Origin of the sequence: Mycobacterium asiaticum, from assembly GCF_001673635.1 — a bacterium.
GTDB classification, from domain to species: Bacteria; Actinomycetota; Actinomycetes; order Mycobacteriales; family Mycobacteriaceae; genus Mycobacterium; species Mycobacterium asiaticum_C.
Map to the genome: position 1 here is coordinate 168,388 of NZ_LZMH01000061.1, position 16,847 is coordinate 185,234.

Below are 16,847 nucleotides of genomic sequence, written 5' to 3' on the forward strand. Positions count from 1 at the left end.
CCCCGGCCATGTTCGAGCGCGCCTCACTGATGCACGGCCTCATCCCGGCGGCGGTGCAGTGCCTGGCCGCCGCGGCGTTGCTGTACGCCATCGGATGGCGCGGGCGGCGCTGGCGCACGCGACGCGTGCCACTTGCGTTTGGTGCGGCCGCGGTCACCGGTGGGCTGGCGTACTGGTACTACGGGACGCTCGGTTTGGCCAGTGAGCCGGCGCCGTGGCAGATGTGGCTATGGGTGACGCTGGTCGGGCTGGCCGTTGCCCTGGCGATCCTCGGTTGGCGGGGCGCCGGCTGGTGGCGGCGCAACGTGCTCGTATTCGCCGCGTCGTTCTGCCTGCTCAGCACCGGGTTGATCATCAACGGCTGGCTGGGTTACTTCGCCACCGTGCACAGCGCCTGGAGCCAGCTGGCCAACCGGCCCCTGCCGGGCCAGATAGACCTGGCGACGATGCGTGCGATGCAACGGCAAGGCGTGGCGCCACCGAACGGAGCATTGCTGCCGGCGCACACCAGCACCCGAGTGTCGGGTTTCGCGCACCGCACCGAATGGGTCTACCTGCCGCCGGCCTGGTTCACCAGCACCCCGCCACCGGCGTTGCCCGCGGTACTGATGATCGGTGGCGAGTTCAACACCCCGGCGGACTGGGTTCGCGCGGGTGATGCCCTCACCGCGCTCGACCACTACGCCGCCGCACACGGCGGCAACGCGCCCGTGGCCGTGTTCGCCGACGCGACAGGCGGATTCACCTCCGACACCGAGTGCGTCAACGGTCCGCGCGGCAACGCCGCCGACCATCTGACCGCCGAAGTGATCCCCGAGATCGCCGATCAGTTCGCGCTCGGCACGCAGACCAAATGGGGCGTCGTCGGCTTCTCCTCGGGCGGCACGTGTGCCGTCGATCTGGCCGTCATGCACCCCGGAACATTCAGTGGATTCGTCGACATCGGCGGTGACATCGGGCCCAACGCGGGCACTCGCGAGCAGACGATCGAGCGGCTGTTCGGCGGTGACCCCGCCACCTATTTGTGGTTCGATCCGGCCACCGCCATCACCCGCCACGGCCACTACGCCGACCTATCCGGGTTGTTCGCGGTTCCCGGTGCCTCCGCAGACCATAAGGCCGTCGGGCAGGACGCCGCCGAGGAACTGTGCGCGCTCGGCACCGCAAACGGCATCTCCTGCAAGGTCGTCGCCCTGCCCGGCAAGCACGACTGGCCCTCCGCCGCCACGGCCTTCGCCCTCACTCTGGGATGGCTCGCCGAGCGGTTGGGCGCCCCGGACGGGACGACGGCGGCCGTGCCCTAGTTTGTGTGCTGCGCTTGCAGGTGCGGCCCGTTGGGTACTCGCCTGCGAGTATCGATCAGGAGGAGGCCCCGGGTGCCGATGGAGGCGGGTTGTCCGAAACGCATGGAATTCGGGCCATGCGGCGGGGTACGACCCGACGGCCAATGCGAAATGCGCCCCGGCGCATGCGCATTCGACGACGTGGTGCCGTGGGCAGGGCCGGCGCCGGCACGGCGACCCGGTAGGTGGCAGAACTCCGGTCCCTTGGTTCTCACCGACTTCAGTTGTGCGCCCTTCGATCGCGGCGACGTCGCGGCCACCGCCGCGATTCTGGCGCCGGCCTGTGATGCCGTGCTGGTGGGTGAGCATCAGAACAAGCCGGACTTTCCGCCGACGCTGATGGGATCGCTGTTGCTCGACGCAGGCGTGGCGCCGTGGATCACGTTGTCCTGCCGCGACCGCAATCGGGTGGTGCTCGAACAGGAACTGCGCGGGTTGCGCAGCATCGGAGTGGACACCGTGCTCTGTGTGACCGGCGACGGGCGCGGCTACGACGTCCGCCCGGACGTGACGCAGACCTTCGATCTGGACGGACCTCGGCTGGTGTCGTTGGCCGCATCGGTCGGGGTGACACCCGCGGTGCCCGAAACACCGACGGCGCCTCCGGTGCACGCCCGCCCCGCCCGCCTGGTGGAAAAGCAGCGGGCCGGAGCGGATGTGGCTGTGCTCAATCACGTTCCGTATCCCGCGATGATCGCCGACTTCATGGCGGCGGCGCGGTCGGCGGGCTTGTCCATTCCGGTGATCGCCGCCGTGGCCGTGTTCACCGACAGTGTGTCCGCGGCTGTGCTGCAGGGGCTGCCGGGACTCGAATTGGACCACGCGGTGACCGAACAGGTCTTGACCGCGACGGATCCGGTGGCGGCGGGGATTGCGGCCGCCGTTGCCGAAGCCCGCGAACTGCTTTCGATTGAAGGTGTTGCGGGCGTGAATGTTTCCGGGCTCGCGTCAGCGTCCGGCGCACACATCGGCGCGGAGATCAAGGCCGAGGTCGGCCGCAGGATCAGACAGGAGGCGCAATGACCGACGCCATGCAGGCCGAGTTCGACACGGTGGCTGAATGGACCGCCCGGGTGGCGGCCGATTTGGGGCCGGACTATCACATTCCCGCCGGTTGCCGGGGTAGCGGCAGTCCGGCGGCGCTGGATTGGCTCATCGAGCACATGGAACTCCAGCCGGGCGCGGCCTTCCTGGACTCCGGGGCCGGCGTCGGCGGCCCGGCCGCCTATGCCGCGCAAGCGCGCGACGTGCTGCCGGTGCTGCTGGAGCCGGAGACAGGCGCTTGTCGCGCCGCCAAGCGATTGTTCGGTTATCCGGTGGTTTGCGCGTCGGGATCCCAAGCACCTCTTGCTGATTCGTCTTTCGACGCCGCCTGGTCATTGGGAGTGTTGTGTACGACGCCAGATCAGCGTCAGTTGCTGGAGGAGCTGCGCCGCACCGTGCGCCGGGGCGGTTACATCGGCCTGCTCGCGTTCGTCGCCCACGACGAAATTCCAGCGGATCAGCTTGAAAGCAACCACTTTCCGAGCCCGGACGGCCTGGCTGACCTCGTCCGGCAATCCTCGCTACGGATCGAGGAATGGCTGCGAACCGCCGAGCTGCCGGCGATACCCGAAACGTGGAATGAACGGGTCGACACCGTCACGCACGCACTCACCGAGCGCTACGGCCACACCGAGGCGTGGCAGCTCGCCGAGCGGCAGAGCGGGCGGATAGGCCGGCTGCTCGAAGAAGGGGTGCTGACGGGGGAGTTGCTGGTGCTGCGGCACGCGTGACGCTCAGCGCTGCAGGAGGTCGTCGAGTTCGCTGACCCGAGCGTTGCCGAGGTGCAGCGTGGCCAAGTCCGCCAGTGCGGCGGCGCCGATCAGCTGTTCGGCGTCCTTGCGAACGATCAACGTCGCCGCGTCGGTGCCGCCCAGCAGGCCCCGCGGCTCCCTGAGCTCGCGAATGCGATAGCGATGATGCAGCCAGTGCGGCTGCCAGAGCGGGACCACCACCCACCGCCGGTCGGCGACGGCGGCCACGTACCGTCCGGAACATTGCGCCTCCGTACCGGTCGCAAATGTGTATCCGGCTGTGGCCAAACCGTATTGCTCAACGATGGCCGCGGAGAAGCGGCTGATTCCCGCGCCGGGGTTGATCCCTTGTATCAATCGCTCCATGCGCTCGATTGCCGGGCCACGCAGCAGATCGCTGATCTCGCCGACGTCGTCTTCTGGCACATATTCCGGCACTCCCCACAGGCAGTACGGCTCGTATAGCACCGTGAGCTTGCGCACGTCGGCTTCAAACGGCGCAAGGTAGCCACCATGGCTTGCGGGCAGCCAGGCGGACACCAGCATGTCTACCTCGCCATGGCCGATCCGCCGGAACATTTCCTCGTGCGGTGCGGCGGATCGCACGATCCGATGCCCGTGCTCGCGCAGAATCCGCTCGACCTCTCGTGCCGCGGCGTCATGAAAGCTCAGATCGATGTGTCCGACTCGGACGGCGTCGGTCATGGCGCTATGAGTCGAGCGCACCGGCGGCCACCGCGGCCGCATTGACCTTGGTCAGCACCTCGCGCAGATGCTCGAGCTCGGCGAGGTCCACGCCAAGCCGCTCGACGACCGCCTCGGGAACCTTCAGCGCCTGCCGGCGCAGGTTGCGGCCCTGCGGGGTCAACTCGACATGGGTGGTTCGCTCGTCGGCGGCGCTGCGGGTCTTCGTTATCAAGCCCTGGGCCTGCAACCGTTTCAGCATCGGTGACAGGGTGGCCGAGTCGATCTGCAGGAGTCCGGCAATGTCCTTGACGGACAATGCTTTCGCACCGTTCTTTGCGTTGTCCCACAGTGCCAGCATGACCAGATACTGGGGGTGGGTCAGTCCGAGCGGCTCCAGCAGTGGCCGATAGACGGCCAGTACCGCGCGATTGGTGGCGGCCAGCGCGAAGCACACCTGATATTCCAGTGCCAGCGGGTCTGTCGCAGCGGTTCTGGTGCCCATGTCGCCCCCCGTAACCGTTGGGATGATGCTCAGAACGGGCTGCTGTTCGCCTGCCATTCGGCCGACTCGGGGCGCGGCCCGTAGCGGCGCGCGTAGTCCTCGTGGATGTGCGCCTGCTTCTGCCGCTTGATCACGTCGACCAGGTTAGGGTCCAGACCATGCTGGGCCAGGCGGTGCCGGCGCCACACCTTGTTCAGTGCCATCGCGATCAACAACGACCAGATGTAGATCGGCGCCGTCATCTCCAGGTGCACGTACAACGACGCCGGCAAGAGCCAGAACGGGGCCAGCACCAGCAGCGGCGGTATCCCGATGCGGATCATGTGCCGACGGACGGCGCCCTCGCCGGCGAGGTCGTTGGCGACCCACTCCCGCATCGAGTCGGGCAGGCGCCGTCCGTACGAATAGGCGATGCATTGCCAGATATTCGGGCGATCGGCAGCCACGGTGCACTCCTAGCATTCGGGATTCGATTTCCATCGTACCCAACTAGTTAGTGCACTAACTATGTGTGCTCGGTCACGGTGGCGGTTCAGGCGGCGATGAGCTTGACCGGCAGTGCGCTGTGGCGGCGGATGATGTTGTTGCGCGCCCACGAGGGTTGGCCGGTCACCTCGATACGGTCGACGCGGTCGAGCAGCGCGCAAAGCATCGCCGCGGTTTCCATCCGAGCGAGTCCCTGGCCCGCACAGGCATGAGTCCCGTTGCCGAAAGCGATGTGACGGCTGGCGTCTCGGCGGATGTCAAAGGTGTCGGGATCGTCCCATTCGGTCTCGTCCCGGTTGGCCGAGGCGTAGATGACCAGCACCCGGGCACCGGCCGGCAGTGGGATGCCGGCGATTTCGGTGTCGGTGCGGACTTCCCGGCCGAACGCGCGCAAGGGGGATTCATAGCGCAGCACTTCGTTGATCGCGTTGGGGATCTGGCCGGGGTCCCGCTTGAGGAGGCGCCATTGTTCAGGATGAGTTGCCAGCAGGTAGATGGCGTTCGAAATGGCGCTGATCGTGGTATCCAGCGACGGGGCAATGTAATCGATCATCAGGGCCGGGCATTCCGCGTGTGCGAGCTTGCCGTCGTCGGCCGCGCAGAGCAATTCGTGTGCCATGCTGCCGTCGAGTACCGAACGTTCGCGGACCACCCGCCGCGCGAACCGCAGCATCTGCACAGTGCGCGGAATCGCTTGAAACGCTTGGCGATTGAGGGGCCCCAGGACGTCGAATGTGGCACCGCCCCAGGCGATCAGGTGGTCGCGCTCGTCGCGAGGCCAGCCGACGAGGTCGGGGACTACGGCCAGGGGCAGCGCGGTTGCCAGGTCGGCGACCGCGTCTACGGTGCCACGTCGCAGAGCGGCGTCGACCACGGCACCGGCCTGGTGATCGATCGCTTCGCCGACCGATCGCAGCGCCCTGGGTAACAGGCGGTGCGCGAGCAGCTTGCGGCGCTGGTCATGTTCGGGCCCATCGCTGTTGAGCGTGGTGCCGCGGGAGAGTCGATTGCTCAGCGGATTGAGCGCGACCCCGTTGCCGGAGATGAACAGGTCGTCGGTGCGCAGCACGGTCCGGCATTCCCGGTAACGCGGCAGGGCGTAAGTGCGCTGCCTGGTCAGCCACACCACCGGGCCGAGTCGTCGCATCCGACGGTAGTGCGGGTAGGGGTCGAGCATGGCGTCGGTTGCGTAGATGTCCTCGTGATAGCTAGGTACACCCTCGGGCCCTCTTCCCACGGATCTATCCCCTCGGCCTGGGCGCCGCCGCACCTTCTGACGAAATCGTCACATACTTCCGGCGGTCCAGTCAACACTTTCTGACGAAATCGTCACGGTTAGGAGTGCATTGCGAGGGTAGAGGGACCCACATGCGAGCAATGGTTTACCGCGGTCCGTACAAGGTGCGGGTCGAGCAGAAGGACATGCCGCCGATCGAACATCCAAACGATGCGGTCGTGCGGGTCACCATGGCCGCGATCTGCGGATCGGACCTGCATCTTTATCACGGCATGATGCCCGACACCCGGGTCGGCATGACATTCGGTCACGAGTTCATCGGTGTGGTGGAAGAGGTCGGACCGTCGGTACAGAACCTGCAACGGGGCGACCGGGTGATGGTTCCGTTCAATGTCTATTGTGGCTCTTGCTATTTCTGCGTGCGGGGCCTGTACTCCAACTGCCACAACGTCAATCCCAACGCCACGGCGGTGGGCGGGATCTACGGCTACTCACACACCTGTGGCGGCTATGACGGGGGGCAGGCGGAATTCGTGCGCGTCCCGTTCGCCGATGTCGGGCCGGCCAAGATTCCGGACTGGATGGACGAGGAGGACGCCCTGCTGTGCACCGATGCCTTGGCCACCGGCTACTTCGGTGCTCAACTGGGCGACATTGCCGAAGGTGACACCGTCGTCGTCTTCGGCGCCGGACCGGTCGGGTTGTATGCGGCCAGATCCGCCTGGCTGATGGGTGCCGGACGGGTGATCGTGATCGACCATCTGGAATACCGGTTGGAGAAGGCCCGCACATTCGCCTTCGCCGAGACCATCAACTTCGCCGAGTGCGACGACATCGTCGTCAAGATGAAGAAGGAAACCGACTATCTCGGTGCGGATGTCGCGATCGATGCGGTCGGGGCGGAGGCCGACGGAAACTTTCTGCAACATGTCACCGCAACCAAGCTCAAGCTGCAGGGCGGCTCGCCGATCGCGGTCAACTGGGCCATTGACTCGGTCCGCAAGGGCGGAACGGTATCCATCATGGGGGCGTACGGCCCGATGTTCAGCGCCGTAAAACTCGGCGATGCCTTGAACAAGGGCCTGACCCTGCGGATGAACCAGTGCCCGGTCAAGCGCCAATGGCCGCGGCTGTTCTCCCACATCGAGAACGGCTATCTGAATCCGAAAGACATTGTCACGCATCGTATCCCGCTGGAGCATATCGCCGAGGCGTACCACATCTTCTCCGCCAAGCTGGATGACTGCATCAAGCCGATCATCCTGCCAACCGCAAGTTGACGACAGGACCTCCCATGGCCTATCTACCGAATCTGCCGGCAACCCACGATTCCGACGCCTTACGGGCCCGCATCCCGGGCTGGGGTGCCGATCTCGACCCACGCGACCGGCCGTCGTACCCCAAACTCGAGGTGAACCCACCGCCGGCGACCGGCGCCCACTGGGAATTTCCCGAGCGGCAGCCCGAAAAGTGGCCCCGTGAGCGGTCGATCGAGCACGGGATGCTCACCCCGGTGTTCGGCACCTCGACGCCTCCCAGGGGACTCTCGGGCGCCATCCGCAAGTTCGCCTATCGCAAGTACAGCGAGGCGCGGGCCGCGCATTGGCTGCTGCTGATCGCCGCCGACCGCGTCGACGCCGTCGAAAGTCACCTCGCCTCGCTGTTGAGCCTGCGTCCGGACAACCCGATCACCGAGACCGGGATCAAAAGCGAATTCACCCACAACGGCTTATCGGCCAGGCGCGCGTCCAAGCGAGTCGACAATGCCCACACCTGGATCGACCCGATACTCGTCGGCGCACCATGGGCGGCTCCCGCCATAACCGGTGCGTTGGTGGTGCGGGCAGTCCGACGGTCGCGGAATACAGCTGACACAACATGATTGGCGCGCATTACCCGGAGCTGATACGGAGTTGAGTCGTCTGCAGGTAGTTCGCCGATTCGATCCAGCGCCCATCACCACGGTGCTCTGCGACGCCGATGGCAACCTGTTCCCTTCTGAGCAGCCGGCGTTCGACGCGTCGGCTCAAATCACCAACCGCTTCCTGGTCAGATTCGGCGTGCCGGAGCGATATACAGCTGAGCAGCTCCGAAAGAGCGCCACAGGCAAGAACTTCCGTACCACCGCCGTAGATCTCGCCGTGCTGGGCGGGGTGCCGATCGACCCGGCACTGGCCTCGGACCGCCCGTACGCCCGCATCGCCACCAGTGCTGATGTCGCGGCCGGTCACGCACTGTGCGCCGATGAGCTCAAGGACTGGGTGGCGCGCGAGCGCCGGCATGTCACCGCACGCCTGGTAGCCACCCTGCGCCCCGACAGCCGGGTGCAACACGCGCTGCGCGCACTGGCCGCTCGATACGCGCTGGCGGCGGTGAGTTCGAGTGCGACGGCCCGCCTCGACGCATGCTTCACCGCCACCGGGCTCGATGACCTCATTCCCGCCGAACTGCGGTTCAGCGCCGAGGACTCGCTCCCGGTGCCCACGAGCAAGCCGCACCCGGCGGTGTATCTGCACACCGCTGAGGTTTTGGGCATCGACCCCGATCAAGGGTTGGCGGTCGAAGACTCCGTTGCGGGCGTGCGCTCCGCGGTTGCGGCCGGATTCGTCACGATCGGCAACCTGATGTACGTGCCGAACGCCGAGCATGGGGTGCGGAGCAGCGAGTTGGTGGATGCGGGTGCGAGCGCCATCGCGGACTCGTGGTCGGCGCTGACTTTGTATCTGCTTTCGCTGCATGCATCGGCCGCTGTTGCCCAGCCGTTTCCGTGCCGCCTCAACGGGTAGCCAATTTCGGTGAAGGAGGACGACATGTCTGCTGCCGACGAGCTGCCGATACCCGATTACGACCAGCTGCCCCTTGGCGATCTGCGCCACCGGGTCCGCTTGCTGCAAGAGTCGCAACTGCACGAGTTGATCTCGCACGAGCATGCCCACGGTCAGCGCACGCCGGTGCTGCAGGTGTTGCAGGCGCGGCTCGACGAGATTCAAGACGGCGCCAAACCTTCGGGCGGCGACCCCCGGAACACACCGGAGGTGCACGGCACCTCGCACGGCTCGACGGTGCGGGAAGCGACAGCCGCCGAAGCCAACACGCCGCTGCGGCACGGGGTTGCCGGTCAGACTCCGGCCCGCGGCCGGCCCTAGCACCGCTTATGGTCGAGCGGTGACCATCGCATACGACGACGCGCTGCGTGAGAAAATCCGGACGCGCCTGGCCGGCCACCGGCGCCGAACGGTGACCGACCCGACGAAGCGGCACGCGGCGGTTGCGGTCGTGCTGGTCGACTCCGAGGTCGGCGAAGACCGCATCGACCCTGCACCGGTGGACGAATGGATCGGCGGACGGCCGATGCCGGAGGCGGGCCTGGACGGCCATATGGTCGACGTGGCCGGCGGTGCGGCTTTCCTGTTGTGCCGCAGAGCAACCCGCATGTCATCCCACGCCGCGCAGTGGGCATTGCCCGGTGGCAGGCTGGACCCGGGTGAGAGTGTGATCGATGCGGCGCTGCGCGAACTGGACGAAGAGGTCGGAATCAGATTGCCTGAATCCGCCGTGCTGGGATTGCTCGACGACTATCCGACCCGGTCGGGATATGTCATTACGCCGGTGGTGATCTGGGGTGGCGGCCGGCTCGATCCGCGGCCGGCTCCCGAGGAGGTGATGGCGGTCTACCGGGTGGGCCTGCATCAACTGCAGCGACCCGACTCGCCGCGATACATCAGCATCCCGGAGAGCCCACGCCCGGTCGTCCAGATCCCGCTGGGGAACGATCTGATCCATGCGCCGACCGGTGCGGTGTTGTTGCAGCTGCGCTGGCTGGGTCTGGAAGGCAAGGACGACCCGGTCGACGAACTCGAGCAACCGCCGTTCGCCTGGAAATAGGCGTCAATCCTCGTCGTCGCGGTCGGATCTGTTGCGGGAGGCGAATCTGGCGTACCCGACGAGTCCGATGAAGAAGACCACCATCGCCACCAGGAGAATCAGCACCATATTCGTGGTGCCAGTGCCACCCATGCGCCAAGGCTACGCGCAGGATGTGCCGGGGCGGATCCCGTGCGCACCGCAAACTTGAGGTGCTGTAGAAAAACGGAGTGCACGGCGATTCTGACGGTGGCGTCACGGCGGACTCGCCGCCCTATTTCCTGCGTGCGGATAACCACTTCGTGCCGACCGCCATCGCACGGGGTGGTTGGGGGCCGTCGCTGAGCGGCCACGTGGTCGGTGGCCTGTTGGGCTGGGCGGTCGAGCGCGCGGTCGACGACCCACAATTTCAGCCCGCCCGCCTGACCGTCGACCTGCCGCGCCCCACCGCCTTGCAGCCCCTCGAGGTCCACACCCGCGTGCTCCAAGACCGGCGGCGGCTGCGCCTCGTCGAGGCCGCCGTCGTCCAGGAAGGGAACACGGTGGCGCAGGCCAGTGCACTCTTCCTGCGGCGCGGTGCCCAGCCCGACGGGCAGATCTGGTCGCAGCCGGTACAGATGCCCCCGCTGCCGGAAGTGCTCGACGCACCGTCGCTGTTCATCCGCACCTACGGGTGGGGCGCGGAGCTGCAGAACCCGGATCCCGAATGGGCGCAGACGTTCGGCCCGAAGTACACCTGGCTGCAGGAAACACGCCCGCTGATCGATGACGAACCGATGACGGCCTTCACCCGCGCCGCCATGGCCGGCGACATCACGGCGTCGATCGCCAACTGGGGAACCCAGGGTCTGGAGTTCATCAACGTCGACTACACGCTGACCTTGAGCCGGCTGCCCGACGGCCCCCACCTCGGGCTAAGCTCGCTCACCCACTACAGCGACGACGGTGTCGCGACCGGTTCAGCCGTCCTGGTCGACCACCGCGGCCCGATCGGCAACGGTGTGTCCGTCGCCATCGCGCAAACCGGGTTCAGGCCGACGCAGGACTCACGCGGTGCTGCCGGTGCGGATGACGCCGCAACCGCACCGCGCGGCTGAGCGCAGCGGTCGTCGCCAGCCCCGCTAACCCGGCGAAGATCAGCGTCGTCTCCGGGCCGTAGCCAAGCACGGTCAACAGCAGCGGCAAGCCGAACCCGACGTAGGTGACGGCATAGAAGACCCCGGTCAGGGTCCCGCGAACATGTTGCGGCGCCGCGGCTTCCACGTCGATCAGACCCTCGCGCAGGCATAGGCCGGAGGCGCATCCGAGCAGCAGCACCAGCGCCAGGCCCAGCCCGAGTGGCACCGTCGACGGCGCGACCGCGAGCGCCGCGTATCCGAGTGCGGCGAGCAACGCCCCGACGGTGCCGGTTTGCGGGCCCCAGCGGCGTGCCCGGGCCACCAGCTGGATGATCCCGCTGGCGCCGTTGGTGATCAGTGCGGCGGCTCCGGCCGCCAGTGGTGCGGCCAGACCCGTGTGCACCTTGGTGGGGATGGTGACGAAGGCGACCGACGCCGAGGCGAACACCCAAGGGGCCAGCGGCAGGGCCCAGCCCAACGCGAGGCGCCCCCCGTGACTTTCCGGCGCCGCGAACTCCGGTGCGGGCTGCGGCCGCACCGGCGCGGCCCGCTGCGAGACACCGACCGCGATGATCATCGCCACCGCGACCAGGCCCGCGGCGACGGCGAACGCCAACCGGACGCCGGAGGGCGCGATCGAGGCGATCGCACCCGAAGCGAAGGGCCCGACGGCGAAACCGACCATCAACACCGCACCGGCTAGGGCCGCGCCGGTGGAGCCGTGCAGATCCGAGGCCCATGATGTGCACGAGCTGACGGCAAGCCCCACGCCCAGCCCAACGATCAGCCGCCCCACCATCAGCACGCCGGACTCCTGTGACGGCAGCATCGCCACCGTGCCCAGCAGGACCGTCAGCGAGCCCGCCAGCGCAACCGAGGCGCGCCCGAAGGTGTCGGACGCCCGCCCGCCGAGCAGCAGGCCGGGCAGCAATCCGATTGCGTAGACGCCGAATATCACATCGAGGGTGGTCGCACTGAGGTGCTTGCCTGCGCCCAGGGCGGGCATCAGCGCGGTGAAATGGCTGGCCGCCCAGCCCATCGCCAGCAGGGTCGCCAGCACGCCGGCAAACAGAAGTCTGGTCGCCTCACTCGAAGTTCTCAGCGTCGCGGTGCTCACCGGTGCACAGACAATGCCGCCCGGGCGCGTTATTCCTGCTTATTCCTAGACGAGAGCTTCCTCACTATCTCGGGAATGGGGTTTCGTGCTACACAGCAGTACGTGGCAGAAGCGGCAGTCCTCGTCGAGCGCGACCAACACATCCTGACGATCACCATCAACCGCCCCGAAAAGCGAAACGCCTTCAACCCGGAGGTGTTGTGCCGGCTCGCCGATGCCTGGGACCTGCTCGACGGAGATCCCGACCTGCGTGTCGCGATCATGACCGGGGCGGCGGGCAACTTCTCCGCCGGAGCGGACCTGGACCGGCTGGTGAGCGCATTGATCGCCGGTGAACCGCCGCAGAACGAGTACGAGGAGCGGGTCAAAGCCGATTTCTCGTTGATCTACAAGGGGTTCCTGAAGGATCACTACGTCAAGAAGCCGATCATCGCCGCCGTGGAGGGCTACTGCTATGCCGGCGGGATGGAGATCCTGCAGGCATTCGACATCCGGGTCGCCGCCGAGAACGCGCAACTTGCGATCAGCGAGGTGCAGCGCGGCCTGTTTCCGATGAGCGCGTCGACGATCCGGTTGCCCCGGCAGATTCCCTACACCGTTGCGATGGAACTGCTGCTGGTCGGCACGCCGATCTCGGGGCAGCGGGCCTACGAGGTCGGGTTGGTCGGGCACGTCACGCCCGCCGGTGGAGCACTGAGCAAGGCGCGGGAGATCGCCGCGCAGGTGGCGGCCAACGGCCCGCTGGCCGTGCGCAACATCAAAGCGTCGGTCCTGGAGAATCTGAAAAAGACCGAGGCCGAAGCCTTTCCGCGGGAACTCGAGCTCGGGATGGCCGTCATGGCGTCGGCCGACGCCAAAGAGGGTCCGCGGGCGTTCTTGGAGAAGCGGTCGCCGAACTTCACCGGCAAGTAGTCACTGCACCGAATCGGGGGCCGAATCTTCGGCCGCGAGCAGGCAGCCCGCCGTCAGCAACTGCCAGATGGTGATCGAGTACACGCTGCCGCGCTCAAATACCCCGTCGGGCAGTATCCGGAAATCGGTGAACCTCGAATCGACCACCAGCATGGTCAGCGACAACAACCCCAGGGCGGCAACGAGTTCGGAGCCGCGGCGGTACCAGCGGCGGGAGATGCCGACCACCCCGGACCCGGCCGCGACGGCGACGTTGCCGCCCACGATCGCCAGGGCGGCCCCGGCGACGTGCACCTTGCCGCTGTATACGGTTCCCACCACGATGTTCCCGGCGGCGTTGGCGGCGGCCATGGCCAGGAAGATACGGGCCCGTCGCCTGGCCGGAACGCCTACGACCAGGACGGCACCGAGCAGAAACAGCACGCCATACGAGCAGAACGCGACGTGCATGACATGCGTCCTGGAGCCGGCGACCCCGAGATCACTGATGTAGTTGTCGGCATAGCTGTAGTGCGGATAACCGGCGGCGGAGAGCGCCTCCAGGACCAGGTACCCGATGGCTCCGAGGACCCAGAGGGCCGCACCGCACTTGCTGCTCAAGCAGCCGGTTCCAAATGAATGTTCCTGGCGCCCCTGGCATTCCGCAGGCCTGAGCAGTTGACACAGCCGACGCACCCCACGCAGTCGGTGCACCGCACGCACGCGACGCAACCCACGCAGCGCGTGCAGGCGATGCAGGCCAGGCAAGCGACGCATTCCTGGACGAACACGCAGATCACCGTCAACAGGCTGGCGATCACCCCGACGCTGCCCGCTGTTGCGGCCGATCCCGCCACCGCCACGCTGCCCGCCGTCGCGACGGATCCCGCCACCGCGACGCTGCCCGCGGTCGTCGCCGATCCGGCCACGGCGACGCTGCCCGCGACAGCGGCGGAGCCGGCAACGGCGCGGCTTTCGATGACGCCTATCGAGCCCACCGCGGTCTCGTCGTCGACAACCGGATTGCGGGCCGAGTCCAACAGAAATGCCATGCGCCTCATCATGTCATCCCGCCGTGTCCAGAAGCGTCGTGACGTCACCCGTCATACAATGCGTTTCACCATGGACCTCGAGCGCATCACCCATCCGCTGCGGCTGGCGCGCGGATCCCACCAGCCGGGATCGGCCAAAGGGTGTGCCATGAACGTCATTTCGTACATCAACGGGGACGAGCGGATCACCGATTTCCCGGCGACCTCCGCCCGGCCGCTGGCCGCCTTCGTCCAGCTGTGTAACGACCAGTTGGCCGGGCCGGACGGTTACCTGTCTCCGGCAGACGCCGTGCTGGCCCTCGACCTGGGTTGGCTGACGGTGGGGACGGCCGACGTCGGCGCCGACGTGGCTCGCCGGTGGGTGTCCAAGCTGCTGATCAGCCCACCGTGGGGAGTCATTCGATACGCGGATGGCGTTGCGGCCGAGGTTATCTCGACGATCGCCGAACTGCACCGCACCCTGGCGCCCGGCGAGTTGCCGGACATCGCGACCTGGGACCGGGCCGGCCGGCTCGCCCGTGAGGTCAGCGCGGCGATGCAGCCGAGCGCGCAGAAGTACGCCGTGCGCGCCGCCTACCAGTCGACCCTGTTCGCCGACACCGACGACTGGGACGCGCTGGATGCGGTCACCGGCAACGCGCTGCGTGCTCATCGGCTGGCCAGCCTGGACGCCGGGCCTGCAGTGATCGTGGCGGTGACGCGGCAGGCCATCCGGTCCTGGCGTCGGCTGGCGGGACTGTCCGTGGTCGGCCGGCAACGCCAGGGCGCGGCGGCCTAGCGGATGGCCAGCCCGGTCAGCGCACGCGAAATCACCAGGCGCTGAATCTCGCTGGTGCCCTCGAAGATGGTGAAGATCTTCGCGTCCCGGTGCATCCGCTCCACGGGGTAGTCGCGGGTGTAGCCGTTGCCGCCGAGAATCTGGATCGCCTCGTCGGTCACGTAGACGGCGGTCTCGCTGGCCACCAGCTTGGCCATCGATCCCTCGGCGCTGTCGAAGTTCTGGTTGTTGTTCGCCATCCAGCCGGCCCGCCACACCAGCAGCCGGGCCGCGTCGATACGGCTTTTCATGTCCGCCAGCTTGAATGCGACGGCCTGGAATTCGCCGATCTTGCGACCGAATTGCTCGCGCTGACAGGCGTAGTCGAGCGCGTACTCGTAGGCGGCCCGGGCCACCCCGACGGCCATCGCGCCGACCGTCGGACGGGTGCGCTCGAAGGTCTTCATCGCCGCCTGGCCACGCGTGGACGCACCCGACTTGACCCGGGCGACCCGCGCCTCGAATTTTTCGCGGCCGCCGAGGATCGCGTCCTCGGGAAGTCGCACGTTGTCGAGCACGACCTCGGCGGTGTGCGAGGCACGGATGCCGTGCTTCTTGAATTTCTGGCCCTGCGCAAGGCCTTTGGTGTCCGGCCCGATGACGAAGCTGGCCTGGCCGCGGGTACCGAGTTCCGGGTAGACCGAGGCGACGACGATGTGCACGTTCGCAATGCCGCCGTTGGTGGCCCAGGTCTTGGTGCCGTTGAGCACCCATTCGCCGCTGGCCTCGTCATAGCGTGCCCTGGTGCGGATGCCGCCGACGTCCGACCCGGCGTCGGGCTCCGATGAGCAGAACGCGCCGAGCTTGGGTTCGTCGGCGGTGCCGAACATTTCGGGCAGCCACTGGCCCAGCTGCTCGGGAGTCCCATTGCCCGCCAACGCCGCCGCGGCCAGTCCGGTGCCCATGATCGACAGTGCGATGCCGGCGTCACCCCAGAACATCTCCTCGAAGGCGGTGAGCATGCCCAGCCCGGTGGCCTCCGCGGCCTGCTGGGCGAAGAAGTCGGGAGAGTACAGTCCCACCTTCGCGGCCTCCTGGATCACCGGCCAGGGGGTTTCCTCCCGCTCGTCCCACTCGGCCGCGGCCGGGCGGATGATGTCGGCGGCGAACTTGTGCACCCAATCGCGCACCTCGATCACGTCGTCACTGAGTTGCATAGAGAATGTCACTGTTGTGCTCCTGAAACATGTTGCTGGGTAGGGGTTCTAGGTGTTCGGTAGTGCGCGAGGACGCTGAGTGTTTGCTTGACCCACGCCTCGAAGTAGCGGTCTTCGTCGATATTTCCGGGTAGGCGGCCGGTGAGGGCGCGCAGCGTCGCGGCGTAGGACAACGAACCGATCGCGGCGGCGGCGGCCGCCTCCGGGTCGGGGATATCGGTGCGGCCGGAGCGGTTGGACGCGGCCAGTTCGTGGGCGAACCGCTGATAGGCATTGTCGGTGATGACCTGCCACGTCTTCTCATCGAGGTCGCCGAGTTCGTCGGGCTCGCGCAGCATGACCTTGAGCAGGTCCTCGCTCTGCTTGAAGTTGCTCCAGATCAGCTGACCCGCCGTGCGCACGGCGTTCTCGACGCTGTCGGGTTCGCCGGCGTCGTACTGCTCGCGCGCGGCGACGATGCTGGCGATCCGGTGCTCGACGGCGGCTTCCAGCAGCTCGCGCTTGGAGCCGAAGTGTTTGTAAAGCGCGCCCGACCCCGGCGCCAGGCCGGCAGCACGCTGAATGTCGGCCACCGACGTCGCCGCGTAACCCTTGGCCGCGAACAGCTTGAGCGCCTCGGCCAGCAGCCGATCGCGCCCTCGACTCTGTTCGGCGACCATGGTGAGAGAGTACTCACTCACCACATCGGTACGCAAAGTAAGTGGCGCGAGCAGTACGACGCCGGCGAACCCGACAGCGTCGAGAACGCCGTGCGCACGGCGGGTCAGCTGATCTGGAGCA

At 67.1% G+C, this 16,847-nt stretch carries 21 protein-coding genes and 1 pseudogene; 12 read left to right on the forward strand and 10 right to left on the reverse strand.

Going from position 1 to position 16,847, the window contains the following annotated elements:
• Nucleotides 1–8: 8 nt before the first annotated feature.
• The 3 genes from A5645_RS17885 (at nt 9) to A5645_RS17895 (ending at nt 3,118) form a co-directional block, all read left to right on the forward strand.
• On the forward strand, nt 9–1,304 hold the full coding sequence (locus A5645_RS17885; RefSeq protein ID WP_065130505.1) for an alpha/beta hydrolase: 1,296 nt from the start codon (nt 9–11) through the stop codon (nt 1,302–1,304).
• Between the two features lie 78 nt (nt 1,305–1,382).
• Nucleotides 1,383–2,366 (forward strand): methylenetetrahydrofolate reductase, encoded by a 984-nt coding sequence (locus tag A5645_RS17890; protein ID WP_065130506.1) that lies wholly within the window; start codon nt 1,383–1,385, stop codon nt 2,364–2,366.
• On the forward strand, nt 2,363–3,118 hold the full coding sequence (locus A5645_RS17895; RefSeq protein ID WP_065036559.1) for a class I SAM-dependent methyltransferase: 756 nt from the start codon (nt 2,363–2,365) through the stop codon (nt 3,116–3,118). Before A5645_RS17890 ends, A5645_RS17895 begins: the two co-directional genes overlap by 4 nt.
• Before the next feature lie 3 nt (nt 3,119–3,121).
• On the opposite strand, the gene A5645_RS17900 is transcribed toward A5645_RS17895, so the two are convergent.
• The 4 genes from A5645_RS17900 to A5645_RS17915 all read right to left on the reverse strand — a co-directional run bounded on the left by A5645_RS17900 (nt 3,122) and on the right by A5645_RS17915 (nt 6,051).
• On the reverse strand, nt 3,122–3,844 hold the full coding sequence (locus A5645_RS17900; protein WP_065130507.1) for a glycine betaine ABC transporter substrate-binding protein: 723 nt from the start codon (nt 3,842–3,844) through the stop codon (nt 3,122–3,124).
• Nucleotides 3,845–3,848: 4 nt separating this feature from the next.
• Entirely contained in the window at nt 3,849–4,328 is a 480-nt protein-coding gene (locus A5645_RS17905) for a MarR family winged helix-turn-helix transcriptional regulator (RefSeq protein ID WP_065130508.1), read from the reverse strand.
• A gap of 29 nt (nt 4,329–4,357) precedes the next feature.
• Complete coding sequence (locus A5645_RS17910; RefSeq protein WP_065036557.1) at nt 4,358–4,774, reverse strand: DUF5313 domain-containing protein; 417 nt, start codon at nt 4,772–4,774, stop codon at nt 4,358–4,360.
• A gap of 86 nt (nt 4,775–4,860) precedes the next feature.
• The gene (locus tag A5645_RS17915; RefSeq protein ID WP_253867034.1) at nt 4,861–6,051 is read right to left on the reverse strand and encodes a cytochrome P450; all 1,191 of its coding nucleotides are present in this window, start codon (nt 6,049–6,051) and stop codon (nt 4,861–4,863) included.
• Between the two features lie 131 nt (nt 6,052–6,182).
• On the opposite strand from A5645_RS17915, the gene A5645_RS17920 reads away from it, so the two are divergent.
• The 5 genes from A5645_RS17920 to A5645_RS17940 are packed head-to-tail and all read left to right on the forward strand — an operon-like array spanning nt 6,183 to nt 9,936.
• Entirely contained in the window at nt 6,183–7,331 is a 1,149-nt protein-coding gene (locus A5645_RS17920) for a zinc-dependent alcohol dehydrogenase (RefSeq protein WP_065130510.1), read from the forward strand.
• A gap of 14 nt (nt 7,332–7,345) precedes the next feature.
• Nucleotides 7,346–7,933, forward strand: a complete 588-nt coding sequence (locus A5645_RS17925; RefSeq protein WP_065130511.1) for a hypothetical protein — start codon at nt 7,346–7,348, stop codon at nt 7,931–7,933.
• A 31-nt stretch (nt 7,934–7,964) separates the two neighbouring features.
• Nucleotides 7,965–8,837, forward strand: a complete 873-nt coding sequence (locus tag A5645_RS17930) for an HAD family hydrolase (protein WP_065130512.1) — start codon at nt 7,965–7,967, stop codon at nt 8,835–8,837.
• Between the two features lie 24 nt (nt 8,838–8,861).
• Nucleotides 8,862–9,197, forward strand: a complete 336-nt coding sequence (locus A5645_RS17935) for a DUF8129 domain-containing protein (RefSeq protein ID WP_065130513.1) — start codon at nt 8,862–8,864, stop codon at nt 9,195–9,197.
• A gap of 19 nt (nt 9,198–9,216) precedes the next feature.
• The gene (locus A5645_RS17940; RefSeq protein ID WP_065130514.1) at nt 9,217–9,936 is read left to right on the forward strand and encodes an NUDIX hydrolase; all 720 of its coding nucleotides are present in this window, start codon (nt 9,217–9,219) and stop codon (nt 9,934–9,936) included.
• Nucleotides 9,937–9,939: 3 nt separating this feature from the next.
• Here the strand turns inward: A5645_RS17940 and A5645_RS29130 are convergent, their stop codons facing one another.
• Nucleotides 9,940–10,068 (reverse strand): hypothetical protein, encoded by a 129-nt coding sequence (locus A5645_RS29130; RefSeq protein WP_269199553.1) that lies wholly within the window; start codon nt 10,066–10,068, stop codon nt 9,940–9,942.
• A gap of 128 nt (nt 10,069–10,196) precedes the next feature.
• Here A5645_RS29130 and A5645_RS17945 point away from each other — a divergent pair, with 128 nt between their 5' ends.
• Nucleotides 10,197–11,012, forward strand: coding sequence for an acyl-CoA thioesterase domain-containing protein (locus A5645_RS17945; RefSeq protein ID WP_065130538.1), 816 nt, complete (start codon nt 10,197–10,199; stop codon nt 11,010–11,012).
• Here A5645_RS17945 and A5645_RS17950 read toward each other — a convergent pair.
• Nucleotides 10,945–12,150 carry an MFS transporter gene (locus tag A5645_RS17950; RefSeq protein WP_436405508.1) on the reverse strand — a complete coding sequence of 402 codons (1,206 nt, stop codon included), beginning with the start codon at nt 12,148–12,150 and terminating at the stop codon, nt 10,945–10,947. The two genes, A5645_RS17945 and A5645_RS17950, sit on opposite strands and share 68 nt — an antisense overlap.
• 75 nt (nt 12,151–12,225) lie before the next feature.
• Here A5645_RS17950 and A5645_RS17955 point away from each other — a divergent pair, with 75 nt between their 5' ends.
• Nucleotides 12,226–13,062 (forward strand): crotonase/enoyl-CoA hydratase family protein, encoded by an 837-nt coding sequence (locus tag A5645_RS17955; RefSeq protein ID WP_065130516.1) that lies wholly within the window; start codon nt 12,226–12,228, stop codon nt 13,060–13,062.
• On the opposite strand, the gene A5645_RS17960 is transcribed toward A5645_RS17955, so the two are convergent.
• The gene (locus A5645_RS17960; protein WP_065130517.1) at nt 13,063–13,662 is read right to left on the reverse strand and encodes a DUF998 domain-containing protein; all 600 of its coding nucleotides are present in this window, start codon (nt 13,660–13,662) and stop codon (nt 13,063–13,065) included.
• Nucleotides 13,659–14,093 (reverse strand): hypothetical protein, encoded by a 435-nt coding sequence (locus tag A5645_RS27230; RefSeq protein WP_081288416.1) that lies wholly within the window; start codon nt 14,091–14,093, stop codon nt 13,659–13,661. Before A5645_RS27230 ends, A5645_RS17960 begins: the two co-directional genes overlap by 4 nt.
• Before the next feature lie 70 nt (nt 14,094–14,163).
• Here A5645_RS27230 and A5645_RS17965 point away from each other — a divergent pair, with 70 nt between their 5' ends.
• On the forward strand, nt 14,164–14,871 hold the full coding sequence (locus A5645_RS17965; RefSeq protein ID WP_216638325.1) for a hypothetical protein: 708 nt from the start codon (nt 14,164–14,166) through the stop codon (nt 14,869–14,871).
• On the opposite strand, the gene A5645_RS17970 is transcribed toward A5645_RS17965, so the two are convergent.
• Entirely contained in the window at nt 14,868–16,079 is a 1,212-nt protein-coding gene (locus tag A5645_RS17970) for an acyl-CoA dehydrogenase family protein (protein ID WP_065035775.1), read from the reverse strand. The two genes, A5645_RS17965 and A5645_RS17970, sit on opposite strands and share 4 nt — an antisense overlap.
• Nucleotides 16,076–16,726, reverse strand: coding sequence for a TetR/AcrR family transcriptional regulator (locus A5645_RS17975; RefSeq protein ID WP_065130518.1), 651 nt, complete (start codon nt 16,724–16,726; stop codon nt 16,076–16,078). The genes A5645_RS17970 and A5645_RS17975 overlap by 4 nt, the downstream gene beginning before the upstream one ends.
• Before the next feature lie 42 nt (nt 16,727–16,768).
• On the opposite strand from A5645_RS17975, the pseudogene A5645_RS28790 reads away from it, so the two are divergent.
• Nucleotides 16,769–16,847: pseudogene (locus A5645_RS28790) on the forward strand (TetR/AcrR family transcriptional regulator); the annotation flags it as partial.